The sequence below is a fragment of the Burkholderia cepacia complex sp. TUM26381 genome, from assembly GCF_057439935.1.
This window is the reverse complement of record NZ_CM172007.1, coordinates 1,775,026-1,794,488: the sequence shown is the minus strand read 5'-3', so window position 1 is coordinate 1,794,488 and position 19,463 is coordinate 1,775,026. Positions and strand designations below refer to the sequence as shown.

The 19,463-nt window shown below is 61.0% G+C and carries 14 protein-coding genes and 3 pseudogenes; 12 read left to right on the top strand and 5 right to left on the bottom strand.

Annotated elements, in window-relative coordinates:
- Positions 1 to 948, top strand: a complete 948-nt coding sequence (locus ACWMMN_RS24780) for a LysR family transcriptional regulator (RefSeq protein ID WP_059240645.1) — start codon at positions 1 to 3, stop codon at positions 946 to 948.
- A 103-nt stretch (positions 949 to 1,051) separates the two neighbouring features.
- Here ACWMMN_RS24780 and ACWMMN_RS24775 read toward each other — a convergent pair whose 3' ends face one another.
- Positions 1,052 to 1,354, bottom strand: a complete 303-nt coding sequence (locus ACWMMN_RS24775; protein ID WP_059240644.1) for a DUF4148 domain-containing protein — start codon at positions 1,352 to 1,354, stop codon at positions 1,052 to 1,054.
- Positions 1,355 to 1,568: 214 nt separating this feature from the next.
- The gene (locus ACWMMN_RS24770) at positions 1,569 to 2,711 is read right to left on the bottom strand and encodes a porin (protein ID WP_486423246.1); all 1,143 of its coding nucleotides are present in this window, start codon (positions 2,709 to 2,711) and stop codon (positions 1,569 to 1,571) included.
- A gap of 310 nt (positions 2,712 to 3,021) precedes the next feature.
- On the opposite strand from ACWMMN_RS24770, the gene ACWMMN_RS24765 reads away from it, so the two are divergent.
- The 9 genes and pseudogenes from ACWMMN_RS24765 (at position 3,022) to ACWMMN_RS24725 (ending at position 13,261) form a co-directional block, all read left to right on the top strand.
- Positions 3,022 to 3,486: a VOC family protein gene (locus tag ACWMMN_RS24765; RefSeq protein WP_059240642.1), complete on the top strand. Its 465-nt coding sequence runs from the start codon at positions 3,022 to 3,024 to the stop codon at positions 3,484 to 3,486.
- 74 nt (positions 3,487 to 3,560) lie between these two features.
- The gene (gene codA / locus ACWMMN_RS24760) at positions 3,561 to 4,802 is read left to right on the top strand and encodes a cytosine deaminase (RefSeq protein WP_174992228.1); all 1,242 of its coding nucleotides are present in this window, start codon (positions 3,561 to 3,563) and stop codon (positions 4,800 to 4,802) included.
- A gap of 165 nt (positions 4,803 to 4,967) precedes the next feature.
- Positions 4,968 to 6,302, top strand: a complete 1,335-nt coding sequence (locus tag ACWMMN_RS24755) for a chloride channel protein (protein ID WP_340624996.1) — start codon at positions 4,968 to 4,970, stop codon at positions 6,300 to 6,302.
- 333 nt (positions 6,303 to 6,635) lie between these two features.
- Positions 6,636 to 7,037 carry an STM2901 family protein gene (locus tag ACWMMN_RS24750; protein WP_340624995.1) on the top strand — a complete coding sequence of 134 codons (402 nt, stop codon included), beginning with the start codon at positions 6,636 to 6,638 and terminating at the stop codon, positions 7,035 to 7,037.
- Positions 7,030 to 7,377, top strand: a complete 348-nt coding sequence (locus tag ACWMMN_RS24745) for a DUF1493 family protein (protein ID WP_340624994.1) — start codon at positions 7,030 to 7,032, stop codon at positions 7,375 to 7,377. Before ACWMMN_RS24750 ends, ACWMMN_RS24745 begins: the two co-directional genes overlap by 8 nt.
- Positions 7,378 to 7,579: 202 nt before the next feature.
- Positions 7,580 to 10,089, top strand: a pseudogene (locus ACWMMN_RS24740) (type VI secretion system Vgr family protein).
- 20 nt (positions 10,090 to 10,109) lie between these two features.
- A complete protein-coding gene (locus tag ACWMMN_RS24735) occupies positions 10,110 to 12,272 on the top strand; it encodes a hypothetical protein (RefSeq protein ID WP_486423245.1) in 2,163 nt (720 codons plus the stop codon).
- On the top strand, positions 12,269 to 12,937 hold the full coding sequence (locus tag ACWMMN_RS24730; RefSeq protein WP_486423244.1) for a hypothetical protein: 669 nt from the start codon (positions 12,269 to 12,271) through the stop codon (positions 12,935 to 12,937). The genes ACWMMN_RS24735 and ACWMMN_RS24730 overlap by 4 nt, the downstream gene beginning before the upstream one ends.
- Positions 12,938 to 13,009: 72 nt before the next feature.
- Positions 13,010 to 13,261: a PAAR domain-containing protein gene (locus tag ACWMMN_RS24725; RefSeq protein ID WP_340624991.1), complete on the top strand. Its 252-nt coding sequence runs from the start codon at positions 13,010 to 13,012 to the stop codon at positions 13,259 to 13,261.
- A 386-nt stretch (positions 13,262 to 13,647) separates the two neighbouring features.
- Here ACWMMN_RS24725 and ACWMMN_RS24720 read toward each other — a convergent pair.
- Positions 13,648 to 13,878 (bottom strand): annotated as a pseudogene (locus ACWMMN_RS24720) (integrase core domain-containing protein); the annotation flags it as partial.
- A 53-nt stretch (positions 13,879 to 13,931) separates the two neighbouring features.
- Between ACWMMN_RS24720 and ACWMMN_RS24715 the strand changes: the two are divergent.
- Together ACWMMN_RS24715 and ACWMMN_RS24710 are read left to right on the top strand one after the other, a co-directional pair.
- Positions 13,932 to 15,275 (top strand): annotated as a pseudogene (locus tag ACWMMN_RS24715) (IS256 family transposase).
- A 281-nt stretch (positions 15,276 to 15,556) separates the two neighbouring features.
- Positions 15,557 to 16,879 (top strand): TIGR00366 family protein, encoded by a 1,323-nt coding sequence (locus tag ACWMMN_RS24710; RefSeq protein ID WP_174992263.1) that lies wholly within the window; start codon positions 15,557 to 15,559, stop codon positions 16,877 to 16,879.
- Between the two features lie 66 nt (positions 16,880 to 16,945).
- On the opposite strand, the gene ACWMMN_RS24705 is transcribed toward ACWMMN_RS24710, so the two are convergent.
- Both ACWMMN_RS24705 and kce read right to left on the bottom strand, forming a co-directional pair.
- The gene (locus tag ACWMMN_RS24705) at positions 16,946 to 18,274 is read right to left on the bottom strand and encodes an MFS transporter (protein WP_059240636.1); all 1,329 of its coding nucleotides are present in this window, start codon (positions 18,272 to 18,274) and stop codon (positions 16,946 to 16,948) included.
- A gap of 222 nt (positions 18,275 to 18,496) precedes the next feature.
- A complete protein-coding gene (gene kce, locus ACWMMN_RS24700; protein WP_006482842.1) occupies positions 18,497 to 19,429 on the bottom strand; it encodes a 3,5-dioxohexanoate:acetyl-CoA acetone transferase in 933 nt (310 codons plus the stop codon).
- Positions 19,430 to 19,463 lie beyond the last annotated feature (34 nt).

Genomic DNA, 19,463 nt, shown 5'->3' with positions numbered 1-19,463 from the left:
ATGGATACCCTACAAAACATGCGGGTGTTTTCGCGCGTCGTCGAGACAGGCAGCTTCACGGCCGCCGCGCAATCGCTGAATTCGACGACAGGCGCGATGTCGCGCGCGGTGTCGGAGCTCGAGGCGCGGCTGCGCACCCGTCTGATGAATCGCTCGACGCGCCGTCTCGCGCTCACGTCGGCCGGCGAAAGCTATCTGCGGCGCTGCCGCCAGATCCTCGCGGACGTCGACCGCGCGGAAGAAGAGGCGAGCTGCGCGCATGAGCGTCCGGCCGGCGTGCTGCGCATGCACAGCTTCGCGAGCGTCGGTCACCACTACGTATTGCCCGCGCTGACGCGCTATCACGCACAGTTCCCGGACGTGTCGATCGAGCTGTCGCTGTCGCAGCGCATGCCCGACCTGTTCGACGGCACGAGCGACATGGCAGTCGTCACCGCGTCGTCGCTGCCCGATTCGGAGCTCGTATCGCACCTGCTCGGCTCGACGTTCAGCATCCTGTGCGCGTCGCCCGACTACGTGAAACGGCACGGCGTGCCGGGCCGCCCGCAGGATCTCGCCGCGCACGCGTGCCTGACGCTGTGTACGCCGGCGTTCCCGACGCACGAGTGGGTGCTCGAAGGGCCCGAGGGCGTCGAGCAGATCCACGTCGCGGGGCCGGTACAGACGAACACGGCCGAATCGCTCGCACTCGCGATCCGCGACGGCATCGGAATCGGCATGCTGCCGCTGTACTCGGCGATCGATGCATTGCGCGACGGCACGCTCGTGCGCGTGCTGCCCGCCCACATCCTGCAGAAGATGAACGTCTATGCGCTGTATCCGTCGCGCCGCTTCGTCGATGCGAAGGTGCGGACCTGGGTCGAGATGTTGCGCGCCCAAGTGCCGGGGATGATCGCGCGCGACGTCGAGATGCTGAACGCAATCGGCCGCGAGCCGCAGGCCGCCTGAACGGCGGGCGCGCATCCGCGTGCTGCCGGTGTTTTCATGCAAACGCGACGTGCGCCACGCCCGTCGACGATCCTTTGCGCGGGCGGGGCGCGTCGTCGCGCCGTCATTGCGCGGGCCTGGCTGCCGCGCCCGATTCGGTTGCCGGCGCACCGGTCGGGCCGTACGCAGCCTGCGCGGCTTTGCGCTCCGCGAGACGCTTCGCCTGCAGCCGTTCCTGCGCGGCCATGATGTCCTCGGGATAGTTGTCGGCTTCGCCGCGCGCCGGGTTGTAGCCGACCGATTCCAGATCGATCAGTTCCTGCAGCACCTGCGCGCGCGTGACGGGCGACGGTGCCTGCTGGGCGAACGACAGGGCCGGTGCGGCGAGCAGGACGGCAGCGGCGGCGGTAACGACGAGCGATTTCACGAGGTTCTCCTGAATACGGGGTGGGTGGCCGGATCGATGCGTGACGCATGCCCCGAGCCTTCGACGCCAGTCTACGTAGCGGCCGCGCGCGCAAAAACCCCGATTCCAGGCAGGCTGCCTTCCAGATGGCACAACATTGCGGCCCGTCGCCCGCGGCGAACGAATCCGTGTGCGAACACGGATTCATTGCAGACGGACAACGGTGCGATGCCGGTCAGAAGCGCGTGCGCATGCCGATCGTGCCGACGACCTGGTTCGCCGTGCTCGACGCGCCGCCCGACGTGTTGATGAACGCCTGGTAGCCGCGCCCGGACGCGTGCTGGACCATCGCTTCCGCGTACAGGTCGGTGCGGCGCGACAGCTTGTACACGGCCTGCAGGTTGACCTGGTGCCACTTCGGATCGGTGCCGTGCTTGCTGTCGGGATTCGACACGCTGGCGTCCGTGTAGACGTAAGCCGCGCCGAGGCTGACGGCCGGTGTCACCGCGTAGCGCACGTTCACGTCGTAGTTGTTGAACGCGATCTGGCCGGTGGAGCCGAACGACCCCGTGTTGTCGTACTGCGAGCGCGTGTAGACGAAGCCGACGGTTGCCGGCCCGAACACGTAGCTGACGCCGCCGCCGTACGAGCGCATGCGGTCCGAGCCGATCGACCAGCCGCCCTGGCTCACGCTCTTCGCTTCGGCCGAATCGGTCGCGCCGGGGCTCGCGCTCGTCGAGCCCTTGGTGCCGTTCATCTGCAGGTACGCGCCGGCCAGCTTCAGCGGGCCGTTCGTATAGCTCGCCGCGATGCTGTACGCGCGGTTGGCGCTGAAGTTCGCCGAGTTCGAGAACGCGTACATCGCGCCGACCTTGAAGCCCGCGATCGACTCGCTCGTGTACTTGACCGCATTGTTGATGCGCAGCGAGTGGTTCAGGTTGTCGTTGTCGAACGGGTGCGCGAAGCCCGCATCGCCGAGGTCGCCGGCCGTCGCGGACAGCGGCGCGACGAAGTCGACCATCGTGTCGTACTGGCGGCCGAGCGTCAGCGTCCCGTAGCCGGCCTGGCTCAGGCCGACATACGCATGGCGGCCGAACAGCTTGCCGTCCTGGCCGAGCCCGCCGTTGTTCACGTTGAAGCCGTTTTCGAGCACGAACAGCGCCTTCAGGCCGCCGCCGAGATCCTCGGTGCCGCGCACGCCGAAGCGGCTGCCGTTGACCGTGCCGCTGGCCATGCGCCACTGCGACGCGCCGTTCACGTTGTTGGTGTACGCGATGCCGGCGTCGATCAGGCCGTACAGCGTGACCGAGCTTTGCGCGTGGGCGAGCGGCGCGAACAGGGCGGCGGTGCATGCGCCGGCGATCAGGGTTTTTTTCATGGTGAGGCTCCTGCGTGTGGGACTGGAAACAAAAGTTCGGCGCAAGTGTAGGGGCGCGGTCGTCCGGTTCCGTGGCGCCGGCGTGCGAGCGCTCCTTTGCGTGTTGCGCAAGAGTCCGTCACATCGTCTTCACAAAGCGACGCAAGGGCCGCTCGCCGGGCGTTCTCGCCGGCTGTCCGCCGCGCCGCGCGGGTTGCCCGAGCGGGGCATGTCGCGCATCGACAACACGCGGGCCGCCAAGGCCGGAGTTGATCGCCGCGCGGCGGACGCGGAAAATGGGCACTCCGATGCCGAGATCCGGAGTCAACCCATGGCCACCTCCCGCCGTCCGTCGTTCAGCTCCGCCCTGTGCTACCGCAATCCGAAAGCCGCGCTGGACTGGCTCGAGCGCGCATTCGGCTTCGAACGCTTCATCGTCGTGACCACACCCGACGGCGAGATCGCGCATGCCGAGATGAAGTTCGGCGATGGCATCGTGATGATCGGCGGCGCATGGGCCGACTTCATCGCGTCGCCGGAAGACACGGGCGATCGCAATACGCAGAACGTCCACGTGCATCTTCCCGACGATGCGGACATCGATGCGCATTGCGAACGTGCGCGTGCCGCCGGCGCGGAGATCCTGCAAGCGCCGGCCGACCAGTTCTACGGCGAGCGTGTGTACCGCGCGCGCGACCCCGGCCGGCATGTGTGGACCTTCGGCCGGCACGTGCGCGACGTGACGAACGACGAGATGAGCGCGGCGACCGGCCTGAAGATCGACGATTTCAGGTAAATGCCGGCGCGCGTCGCCCGTATTCCCATTTCTTAACGTGCGGCCCACCGCGGCCGCCTGACGACCGGACCCACATGAATCTGTTCAACGTACGCCTGCGTGGCCGCGACGGCCTGTTCACGATCGGCCTCGACGGCGGCAAGATCGCGCGCATTGACGCACAAGCGGCGCCGATCGCGCCGACGAACTCCGACGATATCGACGGGAGCGGCCGTCTCGCGATTCCGCCGCTCGTCGAACCGCATATCCACCTCGATGCCGTGCTGACGGCAGGCGAGCCTGCCTGGAACATGAGCGGCACGCTGTTCGAGGGCATCGAACGCTGGGCCGACCGCAAGGCGACGATCACGCACGAGGACACGAAGACGCGCGCGCATGCGGCCATCGGCATGCTGCGCGATCACGGAATCCAGCACGTGCGCACGCACGTCGACGTGACCGATCCGACACTCGCCGCGTTGAAGGCGATGCTGGAAGTGAAGGACGAGGCGCGCGGGCTGATCGATCTGCAGATCGTCGCGTTTCCGCAGGAAGGCATCGAATCGTTCGACGGCGGCCGCGCGCTGATGGCGCAGGCGATCGACCTCGGCGCGGATGTCGTTGGCGGGATTCCGCATTTCGAGAACACGCGTGAGCAGGGTGTCAGCTCGATCCGCTTCCTGATGGATCTCGCGGAACGCACCGGCTGCCTCGTCGACGTGCACTGCGACGAGACCGACGATCCGCATTCGCGCTTTCTGGAGGTGCTGGCCGAAGAGGCGCGCGTGCGCGGAATGGGGGCGCGCGTTACCGCGAGCCACACGACCGCGATGGGTTCGTACGACAACGCATACTGCTCGAAGCTGTTCCGCTTGCTGAAGCGCGCGGGCCTGAACTTCATCTCGTGCCCGACCGAGAGCATCCATCTGCAGGGGCGTTTCGACACGTTTCCGAAGCGGCGCGGCGTGACGCGAGTCGCGGAACTCGACCGCGCGGGCCTCAACGTGTGCTTCGGGCAGGATTCGATCAAGGACCCGTGGTATCCGCTCGGCAACGGCAACATCCTGCGCGTGCTCGATGCGGGCCTCCATATCTGCCACATGATGGGTTACCAGGATCTGCAGCGCTGCCTCGACTTCGTGACCGATCACAGCGCGACGACGATGCAGCTCGGCGACGGCTACGGGATCGCGGTCGGGCGGCCGGCGAATCTCGTCGTGCTCGACGCGGACAGCGATTACGAAGCCGTGCGCCGGCAGGCGAAGGCCACGCTGTCGATCCGCGGCGGGAAGGTGATCATGCGGCGCGATCCGGAGCGCATCACGTACCCGGATTGACGGGGCAGACGGGCCGCGACGGCCTGTTCGGTGCCGAGTATTCGTAAAATGCATGAGTCAATTCGAAAAATACGTTTGTCTCATGAGAGGTGCCGGCCTACGATGCGGTCCTGACGACGGTGCGCGTGATGCGCGCCGTTCTTTCGATCTCCGTTCGCCGACCTCATGCGCCTCGATCTTCCGTCCGCTCCCGCATCGTCCTCGCCACCCGCCAGCCCGTTCGCTCGCCTGGCCGTCGTCACGGTCCTGACCGGCGTCGGCGCGGGCCTCGGCGGCATGCTGCTCGCGCTGCTGCTGCACGCGATCCAGCACATCGCGTACGGCTACGGCGTCGCACACGTGATCGGGTCCGAGAGCTTTCTCAGCGGCGTGACGGGTGCCGATCCGCTGCGCCGGCTGGCGGTGCTGATCGTCTGCGGGATCGTCGCCGGCGGCGGCTGGTGGGCGCTTTACCGGTATGGCCGGCCGCTCGTCAGCATCCGCCGCGCGGTGCGCGCGGCTGATCCGCGGATGCCGTTCGTCAGCACGACGGTGCACGCGCTGCTGCAGATCGTGACCGTCGCGCTCGGCTCGCCGCTCGGTCGCGAAGTCGCGCCGCGCGAGATCGGTTCGCTGCTGGCCGGGCGGCTGGCCCATGCGGCGGGGCTCACGCCCGACGACTGCCGGCTGATGGTTGCATGCGGCGCCGGCGCGGGGCTCGCGGCCGTCTACAACGTGCCGCTCGGCGGTGCGGTCTTCGTGCTCGAGGTGCTGCTCGGCACCTTCGAGCTGCGTGCGCTGGTCGTGGCGGTCGTGACGTCGGCGATCGCGGCGGCAGTCGCATGGCTCGGCCTCGGCAACGAGCACCAGTACACGATCCCGGCGTTCGTGCTGAGCACGCCGCTCGTTGCGTGGTCGGCCGTCTGCGGGCCGCTGTTCGGCTTCGCCGCGTACGGCTTCGTGCGGCTCACGACCCGCGCGCGGGCGAACGCGCCGAAGGACTGGCGGCTGCCCGTGTTCGCGCTGGTCAACTTCGCGGTGATCGGCGTGCTCGCGATGCGGTTTCCGCAACTGCTCGGCAACGGCAAGGGCCCGGCATCGCTGGGTTTCGACGGAACGCTGACGATCGGCCTCGCCGCCGTGTTGCTCGTGCTGAAGGTGCTGATCGAGGCCGGCAGCCTGCGGGCCGGCGCGGAAGGCGGGCTGCTGACGCCGGGCCTCGCGAACGGCGCGCTGATCGGCGTCGTGCTTGGCGGGCTGTGGAGCCTCGTGTGGCCGGGCGCATCGATCGGCGGCTGTGCGCTGATCGGCGCGACCGCGTTTCTGGCTGCGTCGATGCAGATGCCGATCACGGCCGTCGTGCTGCTGCTCGAATTCACGCGCGCGAATCACGACAGCCTTGTGCCAATGCTGCTGGCCGTGGCCGGTTCGCTTGTTGCATACCGGTTCGCGCAGCGGTTGGCCGAGCGGCGGGCGAGTGCGGTGGTGGCCGTGAATACGCCGGTGACGGCGGTGCGCTGACGGGGGCGAGCGGCAAAAGCCGGGGCGCAATGGAACGCAGTGTCCGCAAGCCACCAGGAATTAACAATCTGCATCCGTTCCGAGGCATATCGCTGCGATGGCGCATTCGTGCGGATCAACGAAGCTGTAACGGTCGGAATCGCAAGCAGAAAGGCACTTCGGAAAGGCTGTACGAGATCAATCAATTGCATCCGGACAGGCTCCCGTCGGGGCACTAGACCGATGAACGTGCTGTTTCCGATTGGCCACTCACGCTAGTCTTGCCTGCTCGTTCAAATTCAAACCATCTGAGAGAAAACGGCGAATACGTACAGGTATGGTGTTCATGAGGGCTTGAGCCGCGAAGCCTTGCTCTTTCTAATCTTTATCGAAGAGACCGGCAAGGCATTGGGCGTAGACGATGCCGTCGGCATCGCGATGGTGTTGTTGGGGCAGCGCTTTATCCCGACGCGAGGCAAGTTCGCGAACGCGGTCAAAGGCACGTCCATCGCGTCCGTCGTCGCGCGGCGGATGCTGCCATACGAACTGAAGCACCGGATTTTGCCGACCGTGACCTCGTTTACGAGCCTTATCATGTTGCGCATCAAGTTCACGCAGAATATTGGCGCATTCGTCGGGCGGGCGATTCCCGGAGTCGGTTGGGTGATCCTGGCAACGGATGTCACGCTGATCACTTATCGCACGGTTGGCGCATACAACCGCATGGTGAAGCCCGAGGATCGCCTATATGGCTGACACATGGAAACGTCTCGAAGCATTCATCGCGACCGATATCGAAAAACTGCCGGTCGATCGCATCGAACTGTCTCGGGATACGGATCTTTATCACGATCTCGACCTGGAACCGAGCGACATCGACAGAATCGTCCGGCAATGGGCCGGGACGTTCGGCATCGATCTGTCCGCGTTTGACATCCACTATTACTACCCGTCAGCGAAACTCGGCATCGGGTCGTTTCTCGCAACGGTGGTCAAAGCGCCGTTCAGCACCGAGGCGCGCGAGACGTTGGGTGGCCGGTCACTGACGCTGGGAATGATGGAGGAGGCGATGGAGCGAGGGCGCTGGGAACCTTGATTCGCCACCTCCTGGCCACGTCAAACCCGACTGCCTGAGAGATGGGTATGAATTTTTGTCAGACCATATTGTGGTTTTCTCGACCAAGGTACGCTCTCATGACCTGTCGACGTCGCTAAAATTGCGGCGATATAACGGGGGAAGCCGTTCCCGTGAGAGCGTAGGCCGTTGAGCCTGCAAAAAACAAGAAGATGGATAACGCATGAACATGACCGAAGTGGCTCAGGCGATTCGTGGCGGCCTGATCCAGCAAGATCGCCTGCTCAAGACGAGCATTCCGTCGCTGCCGGAGAACGCGCTTGTTCCGCGCCGAGCCGTGACTTACTCCGAGCTTGGCCGTGACTTCAGTGTCACGCTCGACATGGTATCCACAGCAGGCGATATTGAGCTCAAAACGTTGATCGCTCAGCCGATGACCCTTTGGTTGCAGCAAGCGAACAAGTCTTATTTACCGATCAACGGATACATCCATACAGCTCGTAGACTTGGTGCTGACGGAAGTCTTTCAAGTTACCAATTATCTTTCGCTTCATGGATGCATTTCCTAAAGTTCCGCAGCGATATGCGGTACTGGCAGGACAAGAGCGTTGACGCCATCCTCACCGATGTATTCAATGCGCATCCACAAGCGCGAGGGCAATTCGAATTCGCCTTGCTGAAGACGTTACCCTCGCGCTCGTACTGCCGTCAGAGCGAGACGGACTGGAATTTTGTCCATCGATTGATGGAAGAAGAAGGCTTGTTCGGCTTTTGGCGTCAGGACAACGAGGGGAAGTCGCATAGGTTCGTCGTGACCGACGATATTTACTCGCTTGATGAGGTCTCGCCCAAACAGGTCGGATTCTCGAGGTCGGGCACAAGTAGCGAAACGGGCGCATTTACGCAATGGGCAGGGTCGCGGACGTTGCAGAGTACCGTGTACACGACGCGCACGTTTGACTATAAGGCGCCGTCCTCGTTGGCCAATCCCAAAGGTACGACGTTGCCGACGATGGCCGGTCAAGGAAATTTACCGGAGCAGACTGAAGTCTACGAATATACCGGTGCCTACACATATTTGAACCAGGATCGCGGTGAGCATCTTTCGAGGATTCACCTAGAAGAATGGGAGTCGAGGGCAAAGCGATTCCTTGGTATCGGAGGTGTTCGGACTATCGATGCCGGCCGTCGATTCATACTGACGGGCCATCCTGAGCACGATCATGATCAAGCCGGGCAGCGAGAATTCACTGCGATCAAAGTGCGTCAGTACATTGAGAACAACCTGCCGTTATCGAATCACGAAGCGAACTTTCCGTATAGCTTGCAGAGCGAACTAGCCCAGGCGAAGCTCGAACAAACTGGAGAAGTCGTCACTCACGAAGACGGCTCGGCTGGTTTTTATCTAGTCGAAGTCGAGGCGCAGCGCGTGACGGTTCCGTATAGGAGCCCGTTCGAGCACAAGAAGCCAGAGATGGAGTTAGAGACGGCAATCGTCGTTGGGCCGCAGGGCGAAGAGGTGTACACGGATGCACTGAATCGCGTAAAGGTCATGTTCGTTTGGGACCGACAGAACTCAGGTAACGCAAATGCCTCGTGCTGGGTGAGAGTCGCGCAGTCAGACACAGGCGGCGGTTTCGGAAGCGTGCACGTTCCGAGAGTCGGTGAGGAAGTCCTAGTGGGCTACATAGGCGGAGATTGTGATAGGCCTATAGTCCTGCATCGTGTCTACAACGGTAGCGTTCAGCCGCAATGGCATAGCAATGGCATCTTGTCCGGTTACCGTTCGAAGGAGTATTCGGGGAGCGGTTATAACGAGATGGTCCTTGACGATGCGACAGGACAGAATCGAGCCAGATTGTTCAGCAGTACAGGGAACAGCTTGCTTCACCTCGGATATCTGATCGAGCAAAACGGCAACACACGCGGTGCAATTCTTGGTTCAGGCTTCGACTTGAAGACGGACTTGTCTGGTGCCGTACGTGCCGCGCAGGGGCTGTACGTCACTACGTATCAGAAACAGGCAAATAGCCAGCAGCTCGATGTGAGTGAGGCGCAGCGACAGCTCACTGGAGCTGAGGGTGCCATTGAGGCTATGTCGCAGAACACCAAGCGGAAAGTCTCGGTGTTGGCCGCGAGGCGTTGAAGACATTTACCAACGCGACTCAGGGCACCGTACAGGGCTCACAATCAGGTGGCAGGACCGGAGACGGTGGCAAGGGCAGCGCGAACGCGTTCAAGACTCCCGTCATGTTGTTCGCAAGTCCATCGGGAATTGCGTTATCGACGCCGCAATCGGTGCATATCGCGAGCGATCAGCAAACCAATATCGTCAGCGGGCAGAGTACATTTATCGCCAGTCGAAAGTCGCTGGTGGCGAGCGTTGCGGAGAAGATAAGTCTGTTTGTGCAGAACGCTGGGATGAAACTGTTTGCAGCCAAAGGGAGGGTGGAAATTCAGGCACAGGGGGCCGAATTGGACATGGCGTCGCAGAAGGACCTCTCAATCAAGAGTGTGGGAGGTAAGGTTGTAATTGCGGCGGCACAGGAAATTGGACTCTATGTGGGTGGCTCGTATATTCGCATCACTTCGTCGGGTATCGAGAACGGTACGGTAGGACAGATCAGGGAGCGTTGCTCATCCTGGAACGTTGAAACCGCTGATTCAAAACAGGTACCTATGCCGTCGTTTTCTTCGGGCGAAGTTGCAAACACATATCTCCATTCCCTGTAATTTTATCTGACAGAGTCGCCATGATTATTAGTCCGCCTTTTGTGAATTCGGCTCAGCCTGATAGCGATCCAAACGTCGATCCCGCTCGGGATTCGTTCCCTATGCTGGAGTGTGGTCCTGGAAACGGGGCATTTCCCGTCAGTTTTAATCTCGGATGGCACGGCGGAGCGCATCTGGAAGCTCCGGTCGATAATCAGGGGCATCTACTTCCGGTTAGAGCGATTGCAGACGGTACGATTGTTTTCGTTCGTGCCACGGATACGAAGAACAAACCTGAATTGAACTATGCCGGCGTACGAACTGACGACGGTTGTGTAGTCATTCGGCATGACACGGAGATCGGGGACGGCGAGCAATCAAAGGTCACCTTCTTTTCCGTGTATATACATCTGCAAAGTGTGGAACCACTGACGGCAGGAAAAAAAGTACACCGCAAGGACAAGCTAGGTTTGCCGGGGATTGTGTATGGTCGGCCGGGGCGCATCCACTTCGAAATTGTTTGCGACAGTCAAAACATGACGAAGTTACTCGGACGTACCCCGGGGCCAGTGGGGAGTTCGGGCCGCACTGATGCGATTTATGGGGACATTTGGTTTTATGTTCCGGCTGGAGCGAATTTATATTCGAATGAGCCGCATCCTGCTCAGAGTGATGGTGGTGTTTCGTTAGGTGGAACGGCACCGCAGGTTGCAGTTTCTCAGACGGCGAGTCCGCTTGCTGTACGGATGCGCTATGACAGGGGATGTACCCTGACAACATATCAATGTACCGCCGATGGTAGTTGGGAAGTTTGCGCTGAAACGCCGCCGGAGCAGGATGATGAAGATCATCTTTATAAGAAATCGGAGAAAATCAGCGAAAAATATTCTCAAGGAACACCTCCGTCAATCAGCGCAATATTTGAGGTGTTGCGTTTCGGGCGATGTATAAACGAACAGGCTAGTGCGAATTTTAACCATTGGCGAAAAGTGAATACTCCTGCCGGTCAGGGGTGGATCAACCTCTCTGGCCAAGGGGTGCAGGCATATAGTGATGCGGATTTTCCAGAATGGGCGGGCTGGAATTTTATACAAGACGATTCGACGAAGACTAATCTTTGTGATTCGCCAACCTTAAGGAAATGGTTGCTGGATGCTTCTGGGGAAGCGCAAATTGACCACGCCGGAATGGTGGGGGCGCTGCAGAATGTAGCTCTCAGAAAGCGTCTTACGCAAGTGGTATGTCGATTTTCTACCGAGTGGTCTGCTAGCAATTTGGACGAACTCTACGGTTGGTTAAAGACTGAACATGAGGCGTTGAGTTCACCTCTGTCCGATGACGATTTCAAGTTATTTGAAGGGCATGTTCACGCTTTGGCATTTTGGGAAGAAGTTCAAGGTGAGAAGCCGGCGGCTGATGATTGTTGGCATTGGCCGCCTACGGAGTTTATTCGCCATCTCATGAAATGTAAATGGTTTAGTGAAGGCGAGTTTAAGCAAATTTATCCATCTGCTTCCGCGAGCTCGGTTCAGAGGTACCGAGTAAACATCAATAAGGCTGTGGTTAAATATTGTTTGACGACTACACTCAGGCTGTCTCACTTCTTTGGCCAGGCATCCGTCGAGTCGGGTCAGCTTCGTTATATGGCCGAGCTTTACAATGGTGACCCATTCGAATATTTCAGAAAATATGAAAGAGCCAAGAATTATAAAGGGTGGCTTGGTAATGTGGAGTGGAATGATGGTGGGAAATTCATGGGTAGAGGGTTCAAGCAGCTGACCGGAAGAGGAAATTATTCTAAATATTTTGTTTATCGAGGATGGCTGCAAAAATCCTCCTTCACAGAGGTGTGGTGGACTGATGCTCACTGGTGGGGGTTCACGCCGCCGTATCATCCGGCCCAACATCAGAATTTGCTGCCGATTCAAAATGCAGCGACTGTTTCTCAATTGATTTCGACCTTGAGGCCGGCAATAATTTCAAATCCAAATATTGTATCGGATGATGCCTATGCTTGCATTGATACGGCAGGATTTTTTTGGGCGATAAATTCGCTGCTTGGTATTGCTGACAGGGATGATGCAATAACTTTGACAAATAAGATTAGAGGGGATCATGCATCTACAGCGGCGGATTTTCCTGCTGATGCACATTTTCCTCAAAGGTTGTCGGAGACGAACAGGGTTAAGGGGGTTTTATCTTGAGATCAAATTTTTTGTTTATCGCAGTTCTTTTTTTTGCGGAATTGCGTGGAGTTCTGGCTGCGAGTCCGTCTGATGTCACTGTTTTGGCTAAATCGGGCGATGCTTTTTTTACATTTGTCTGTGAGGTAGATCGACCCGAAATTAAGGTGTTCGCTGGTGATAAGGTTGGCGGAAAGGCGGATGCATTAATTGATCAGGAGTTGGATGATTCAGATAATTGCTCTGGGGCGGAGTGGGGCGTAGATCACCTGGCTGAATCTGATGTAACGCTGGTTATGATTAATCCTGGAAGATTGGGAGATAATGTCCAGATGAATGTCTATACGCTGCAGGCTGGTAAGGCAACATTCGCTGGATATTTGCCCGTCGGGGCAGATTATGTTGGGAAGGCAGAGTATTTCTTTGATTTCGATCAGGCCGATGGGTCGTGGAGAAGGGTTTATAAGGTGGCCGACGGAAGGATAAATTTGCAAAGAGAAATTCATCTTATGCCGTCCGGGAGTGTGTGTGTCGATAAGAGTGGAGTGATAACCACTGATTCCGTATGTGGTGGCCGGAGATTGGCGGCTAGCGCAAAGAAGCCGCTGTGTATTGTGTATGAGAAGCAAGTTGGAAAAATTTCGCCAATCAAGGAATGTTCGCAACTGACTGGCCGAACTGAGTAATTTATAGGATGCAAGGGGGCAGATTTTTCTCGATTTCTATTTCGTGATATTTTTTAACGAAGGGGTGGAGGTGTGCTAAATGCTATTCGAGTGGGGGATTCAACTGACCACGGCGGGGAAGTTATTGAGGCGTCGCGGGTTATGGCAATAAATGGACGGGGGGTTGCAAGAAAGGGAGATAAAATAACGTGCCCTTTACATCCCGACGTTGATCCAAACGTAATCGAAGAGGGCGATCCGAATATCAAGGATCATGGTGTTCCGATTGCGCGACAGGGGCATCTTGGTACATGTGGTTGCCATTTGATCTCAAGCCTTGGCTGACATAACACGGGGTGTGTTGCAGTGTTTTGGATTCCCGTTGAATGTTTAAATTTGATCGTGCAGTAGATCGCCTTTGACACATGCAACGCTTCATTATCGATGAATGGACGCCGGCAAGATCGTATCTCAAATATTCGCGAGTACCTCGCAACCGCAGGATTCGCGCTGTTAACTCGTGCGTGGCAGAGGGAGCCTAGCCAGTACCGGTTCCGTTGCAAGAACAATCACGATTCTTCCCAGTCAGGAGCAAGTCTTTAGCGCCTTATCCGTGGGACGCGAGGCCCACTGCGATGTCGTCAATGCTGGGTTGAGCAGGCGATGACTCGAATCCACGAGACTGCAAGCTCGGCTGGAGGCTGGCGCCTGAGTGGAGTTGCCCCTGTAACTCAGGACACGCGGACACCGTTAGGTTGATGACGCGCCCGCCTGAACTCGCGAGGCGAGCGGTATTTCAGGGTTTTGTGCGGGTGACGCTCGTTGTAATGCTCAAATGCAGCCGCCAGACGTGAGAGCGCCGTTGGCGCGTCGGGCTTGTCCATACAGGCGACGTAATTGTGCTTCATGGTCTTCACGAACGACTCGGCCATGCCGTTGCTCTGCGGTGAACGCACCGGCGTGGGCCTGTCAGTAATTTCGTGTTCAAGGCATATGATTCTTCTCAGGAGAAGATATGCCCCGCAAACCGAAGACCCCGCCGGTGGAGCTACCGACTATTCCCGCTGAACTGCTGGAGCAATTCGGCAGCGGCCCGATGACGGCCGAAGCCATCAATGCCGCGACGCTCGCGCGCAAGAAGGCGCTGATCGAGCGGGCGCTGGGAGGCGAGATGAATCATCATCTCGGCTACGCGCCAGGCAGCGCCAAACCGTCCAGCGTGACGAACCAGCGCAATGGCCGTGGTGCCAAGACCGTTCTGACTGAAGACGGCCCGATTCGCATCGAGGTGCCGCGCGACCGCGACGGCAGCTTCGAACCGCTGCTGATCCCCAAACACGAACGACGCTTCACGGGCTTCGACGACAAGATCGTAGCGATGTACGCCCGAGGCATGACCGTGCGTGAGATTCAAGGCTTCATGCTGGAGCTGTACGGCACCGAGGTCTCGCCCGATTTCATCAGTTCCGTGACCGACGAGGTGATGGCCGAAGTTACGGCATGGCAAGCCCGGCCACTCGAACCGATGTATCCGGTCGTATTCTTCGACGCGCTGCGCGTGAAGATTTGCGAAGACGCCGTCGTGCGCAACAAGGCCGTCTATCTGGCGCTGGGCATTCTGCCCGACGGCACGCGCGACATTCTGGGCCTGTGGATCGAGAGCACCGAGGGCGCCAAGTTCTGGATGAAGGTGTTCAATGATCTGAAGACACGAGGCGTGGCGGACATCCTGATTGCCGTAACCGACGGACTCAAGGGCATGCCCGAAGCGCTGGCAGCGGTGTTTCCAGCCACGACGCTGCAAATCTGCATCGTCCACCTGATCCGAAACAGCCTCGATTACGCGAGCTGGAAAGATCGCCGATCGCTTGCTGCCGCGATTCGGCCGATTTATACCGCCGCGAGTGCAGAAGCCGCGCAGGCCGAACTGGATGCGTTCGCCGAAGGGCCGTGGGGCCAGAAATTCCCGCCGGTCGGCGCAGCGTGGCGAAATGCATGGGATCGCGTGATTCCGTTCTTTGCATTCCCTCCGGGCGTGCGCAAGATCATCTACACGACGGATGAAATACACAAGCCCCCACGCCGTACTTCGCTCGTTCGCTATGTCCGCGCTTCCGGCCACCGTATCGGCGCACTGTCCGATTTGCGGCGCGACTGCTTCCATCGGTTAAACAGTCTCTGATAGGTTCGTTCGGACTGCTCAGCCACGGCTCGTTCCTGCTGGCGGACGCTCTTCAGACTGTAGGCGGTAGCCGAACCTTTCACGGCTGACTGGGGGCGTGCCGCTCACGACGGGAAGACAGCCATGAACCAGTTCGCTATCCTTTATGCGGATCGATTCATTCGATCATCTGTCTGAATCTCAACCCTGCCTTGAACACGGAAATTCTGCCCCCCCTTCGCGCCTCGTTCTCGCGCGACGTCCGTCACTCGTTCCGTCCACGTTCATCGACCTGCCACCCGGTGTCCTGACCTGGCGGCGGCCAACTGGCGAACTCGACGGCCCGATATCGGCTAACGCAATGATCGGCACGGACATCAAAGCAGGCGATACGGTTCTGTGCAAGAATCCGCGCGTTTCCGCGCATCAACCAACAACGACACGCGCGGATGTCCCTATCAGGAAACGAGGAGCTCAAGTTGATCCAGCGCATTTCCCGCTTCTTCACGCAGGTGGTTCACCGCGTGTTGCCCGACCCGTTGATTTTCGCGATCCTGCTGACGATCGTCACGTTTGCGCTTGCGTTCGGCCTCACGCCGAATACGCCCGCGCAACTCACGACGATGTGGGGTTCGGGTTTCTGGAACCTGCTCGCGTTCTCGATGCAGATGGTCATGATTCTCGTGACGGGCCACGCGCTGGCGAGTTCGCCGCCGGTGCGGCGCCTGCTCGTCGCGCTCGCGAGCACCGCGCGCACGCCGGGGCAGGGCGTGATGCTCGTCGCGTTCGTCGGTGCGCTCGCCTGCGCGATCAACTGGGGCTTCGGCCTCGTGCTCGGCGCGATGCTGGCGCGCGAAGTGGCGCGCCGCGTGCCCGGCAGCGACTACCGCCTGCTCGTCGCATCCGCGTACATGGGCTTCCTGAGCTGGCACGGCGGGCTGTCGGGTTCGGTCCCGCTCGTCGCGGCCACGAAGGGCAATCCGATGGAGAAGACCATCGGGCTGATTCCCGTGTCCGACACGATCTTCACCGGCTACAACGCGTTCATCACGATCGGGCTGATCGTGATGCTGCCGTTTCTCGCGCGCATGATGATGCCGAAGCCGGGCGACGTCGTCAGCGTCGATCCGGCGCTGCTCGCCGAGCCGCCGAGCGTCGAGCGCAAGCTCGGGCCCGATGCGACGTTCGCGGAGCGGATGGAGGAAAGCCGGCTGCTGTCGATCTTCGTCGCGGCGCTGTGCGCGGCTTTCCTCGTGCTGCGTTTCGTGCAGAAGGGCTTCGCGCTCGACATCGACACCGTGAACCTCGCGTTCCTCGCGGCCGGCATCCTGCTGCACCGGACGCCGATGGCCTACGCACGCGCGGTGGCCGGCGCGGCGCGCGGTGCGTCCGGGATCATGATCCAGTTCCCGTTCTACGCGGGCATCCAGGCATTGATGGATCACTCGGGGCTGGCGGGCGTGATCACGAAGTGGTTCGTCGATATCGCGAACGTGCACACGTTCCCGCTGCTCGCGTTCCTGAGCTCGGCCGTGATCAATTTCGCGGTGCCGTCGGGCGGCGGTCACTGGGTCGTGCAGGGCCCGTTCGTGATGCCGGCCGCGCAGGCGCTCGGCGCCGATCTCGGCAAGGCTGCGATGGCGATCGCTTACGGCGAGGCATGGACCAACATGGCCCAGCCGTTCTGGGCACTGCCCGCACTGGCGATCGCCGGGCTCGGCGTGCGCGACATCATGGGGTATTGCGTGACGACGCTGCTGTTCTCGGGCGTGGTGTTCGTCGCGGGAATGTATCTGTTCTGATCGAGCGAGGCGCGAGGCGGGTGGCGTGCTCCGCCCGCATCGCGCCAGCCCGAATCCAGTGCGATGTCAGCCGCGCGACCGCGCGTCGGGCCGCTCGTGCCCGTGACGCAACGCGAGGCTCGCGAATGCCGCGACGAGGAGTGCCGCGGCTAGCAGCGTCAACCCGTTCTTCGCATTGCCGGTCGCCTGTTCGATCGCGCCGACAACGGTCGGCCCGACGAAACCGCCGAGCAACCCGCAGGTATTCACGAGTCCGAGTCCGCCGGCCAGCGCGCTACCGGCGAGCCGCGACGCGGGAAACGTGAAGACGATCGACTGAACGACGAAGAACATCGACGCGGCCACGCACACGCAAAGGAGCCCCGCGACTGGCGACGCGTGCGCGGCGCCGACCATCCCGATCGCCATCACGACCAGCCCCGCACACAGCATCCGGCGGGAATGACGCGACTCGCGCGCGAAGCGCGGAAGCGTCCCGGCCCCGAGCGCTGCGGCGAGCCAGGGCAGCGCGGTCAGCAACCCGACCGCGAACGGGGAGAGGCGTCCCGACGCACCGATGATGCCCGGCAGGAAGAAGATCACCGTGTAGATGGTCAACTGGTGGCAGAAGTACACGAAGATCGCAAGCCAGATCTGCGGATCGCGCAGTGTGGCGCCGAACGCATGCCCGCCGTGCGTGGCAACGCCCGCGTCCTGCTCCGCGGCCAGCGTACGTTCGAGCGCGCGGCCCGTTTCCGGAGAGAGCCACGGTGCGGCGCTCGGACGATCCGGCAACCGTGTCCACACGACGAACGCAAGCAGGATCGCCGGAATGCCTTCGACGACGAACAGCCATTGCCAGCCGTGGAAGCCTAGCGTTCCGTCGAGCTCGATCAATGCGCCGGCCAAGGGTCCGCCAACGATGTTTGCGATGCACACGCCGAGCAGGAAGTAGCCGGTTGCGCGCGCACGCTCCTCGCGGCCGAACCAATACGTCAGGTACAGCATCACGCCGGGAAACAGGCCGGCTTCGGCAGCGCCGAGCAGCAGCCGCATCACGTAGAACGAGGTCTCGCCGCTGACGAACGCCATGGCGACCGACAGCACGCCCCACGTGATCATGATCCGCGTGATCCAGAAGCGCGCGCCGACGCGATGCATGATCAGGTTGCTCGGGATCTCGAAGAACGCATAGGTCAGGAAGAACAGCCCGGCGCCGAGTCCGTACGCGGCCGAAGAAATGCCGAGGTCGACTCCCATCGAATGTTTCGCGAACGCGATGTTGGTGCGGTCGAGAAAGCTGATCACATAGGCCGCGATCAGCAGCGGCATGAGTTTGCGGAACAGCAGCCGGTTCAGCGACGCGCTCGCGTCGCTGGCGGCGGAAGGCAGGGCCTGAGCGTGATGAGTGGACATGCGGACGACTCCGGTAAGGGCGAACCGGCGCGCACGGCAAGCACGGTGCGCCGCGTTCGGCAGATGCCGCTGCGAAGCATGCAGCGGATGGGCAGACGACGGAGCCGCGCCGGCGGCGCTCGATCGGAGCGGGGCGATGATGGGCGTCCTGGCGCCGGCCGGCTCGGGCCGGCGCCTTGTCACTGCGCTTGCGGGTTCTGGTGTTGGGGGGCTACCCGGCGATCAGAAATTCACCGCGTCGCCGCCCTTGAGTGCGAGCATCGCGCGCGCCTCGGCCGGCGTCGCGATCTCCAGCGACAGGCCTTCGAGCACCTGACGCATTTTCAGTACCTGCGCGGCGCTCGATTCCGCGAGCTTGCCGGGCGCGATCCACAGCGAATCCTCGAGCCCGACGCGAACGTTCGCGCCCTGTGCTGCGCCGATCGTCGCGAGCGGAATCTGGTTGCGGCCGGCGCCGAGGATCGACCACACGTAATCGCTGCCGAACAGGCGGTCGGCCGTGCGGCGCATGTGCATCAGGTCCTCCGGGTGTGCGCCGATCCCGCCGAGCAGGCCGAACACGCTTTGCACGAAGAACGGCGGTTTCGCGAGTCCGCGGTCGACAAAATGCGCGAGGTTGTACAGATGCGAAATGTCGTAGCACTCGAATTCGAAACGCGTGCCGTTCGCCCCGCAGCGCGTGAGGATCGTCTCGATATCGGCGAACGTGTTCTTGAATACGAGATCGCGGCTCTTCTCGAGATGCTCGCGTTCCCACGGATGCTTCAGTTCGCGAAAGCGCTCGAGCATCGGGTACAGCCCGAAGTTCATCGAGCCCATGTTCAACGATGCGACTTCGGGCTGGAAATGCAGTGCGGGCTGCAACCGTTCGTCGACCGTCATGTGCGGGCTGCCGCCCGACGTGAGGTTGATGACGGCGTCGGTTTGCGCCTTGATGCGCGGCAGGAATTCGGCGAACACGGCCGGATCCTGCGTCGGTTTGCCGTCGGACGGATTGCGCGCGTGCAGGTGCAGGATCGCGGCACCGGCCTGCGCGGCCGCGACGGCGGCCGTTTCGATTTCGTGCGGTGTCACGGGCAGGTACGGCGACATCGACGGCGTATGGATCGCGCCGGTCGGCGCACAGGTGATGATGACTTTGCGAGCGTTTGCCACGGATGGATTCCTTTCGGTGAGCGATGCAGGAGGC

What these genes read in the sequence shown, in the direction of transcription:
- ACWMMN_RS24770 (WP_486423246.1), bottom strand. Translation starts at nt 2,711, where the DNA reads ATGAAAAAAACCCTGATCGCCGGCGCATGCACCGCCGCCCTGTTCGCG.
- ACWMMN_RS24765 (WP_059240642.1), top strand. Translation starts at nt 3,022, where the DNA reads ATGGCCACCTCCCGCCGTCCGTCGTTCAGCTCCGCCCTGTGCTACCGC.
- codA (WP_174992228.1), top strand. Translation starts at nt 3,561, where the DNA reads ATGAATCTGTTCAACGTACGCCTGCGTGGCCGCGACGGCCTGTTCACG.
- ACWMMN_RS24705 (WP_059240636.1), bottom strand. Translation starts at nt 18,274, where the DNA reads ATGTCCACTCATCACGCTCAGGCCCTGCCTTCCGCCGCCAGCGACGCG.
- ACWMMN_RS24755 (WP_340624996.1), top strand. Translation starts at nt 4,968, where the DNA reads ATGCGCCTCGATCTTCCGTCCGCTCCCGCATCGTCCTCGCCACCCGCC.
- ACWMMN_RS24735 (WP_486423245.1), top strand. Translation starts at nt 10,110, where the DNA reads ATGATTATTAGTCCGCCTTTTGTGAATTCGGCTCAGCCTGATAGCGAT.
- ACWMMN_RS24745 (WP_340624994.1), top strand. Translation starts at nt 7,030, where the DNA reads ATGGCTGACACATGGAAACGTCTCGAAGCATTCATCGCGACCGATATC.
- ACWMMN_RS24780 (WP_059240645.1), top strand. Translation starts at nt 1, where the DNA reads ATGGATACCCTACAAAACATGCGGGTGTTTTCGCGCGTCGTCGAGACA.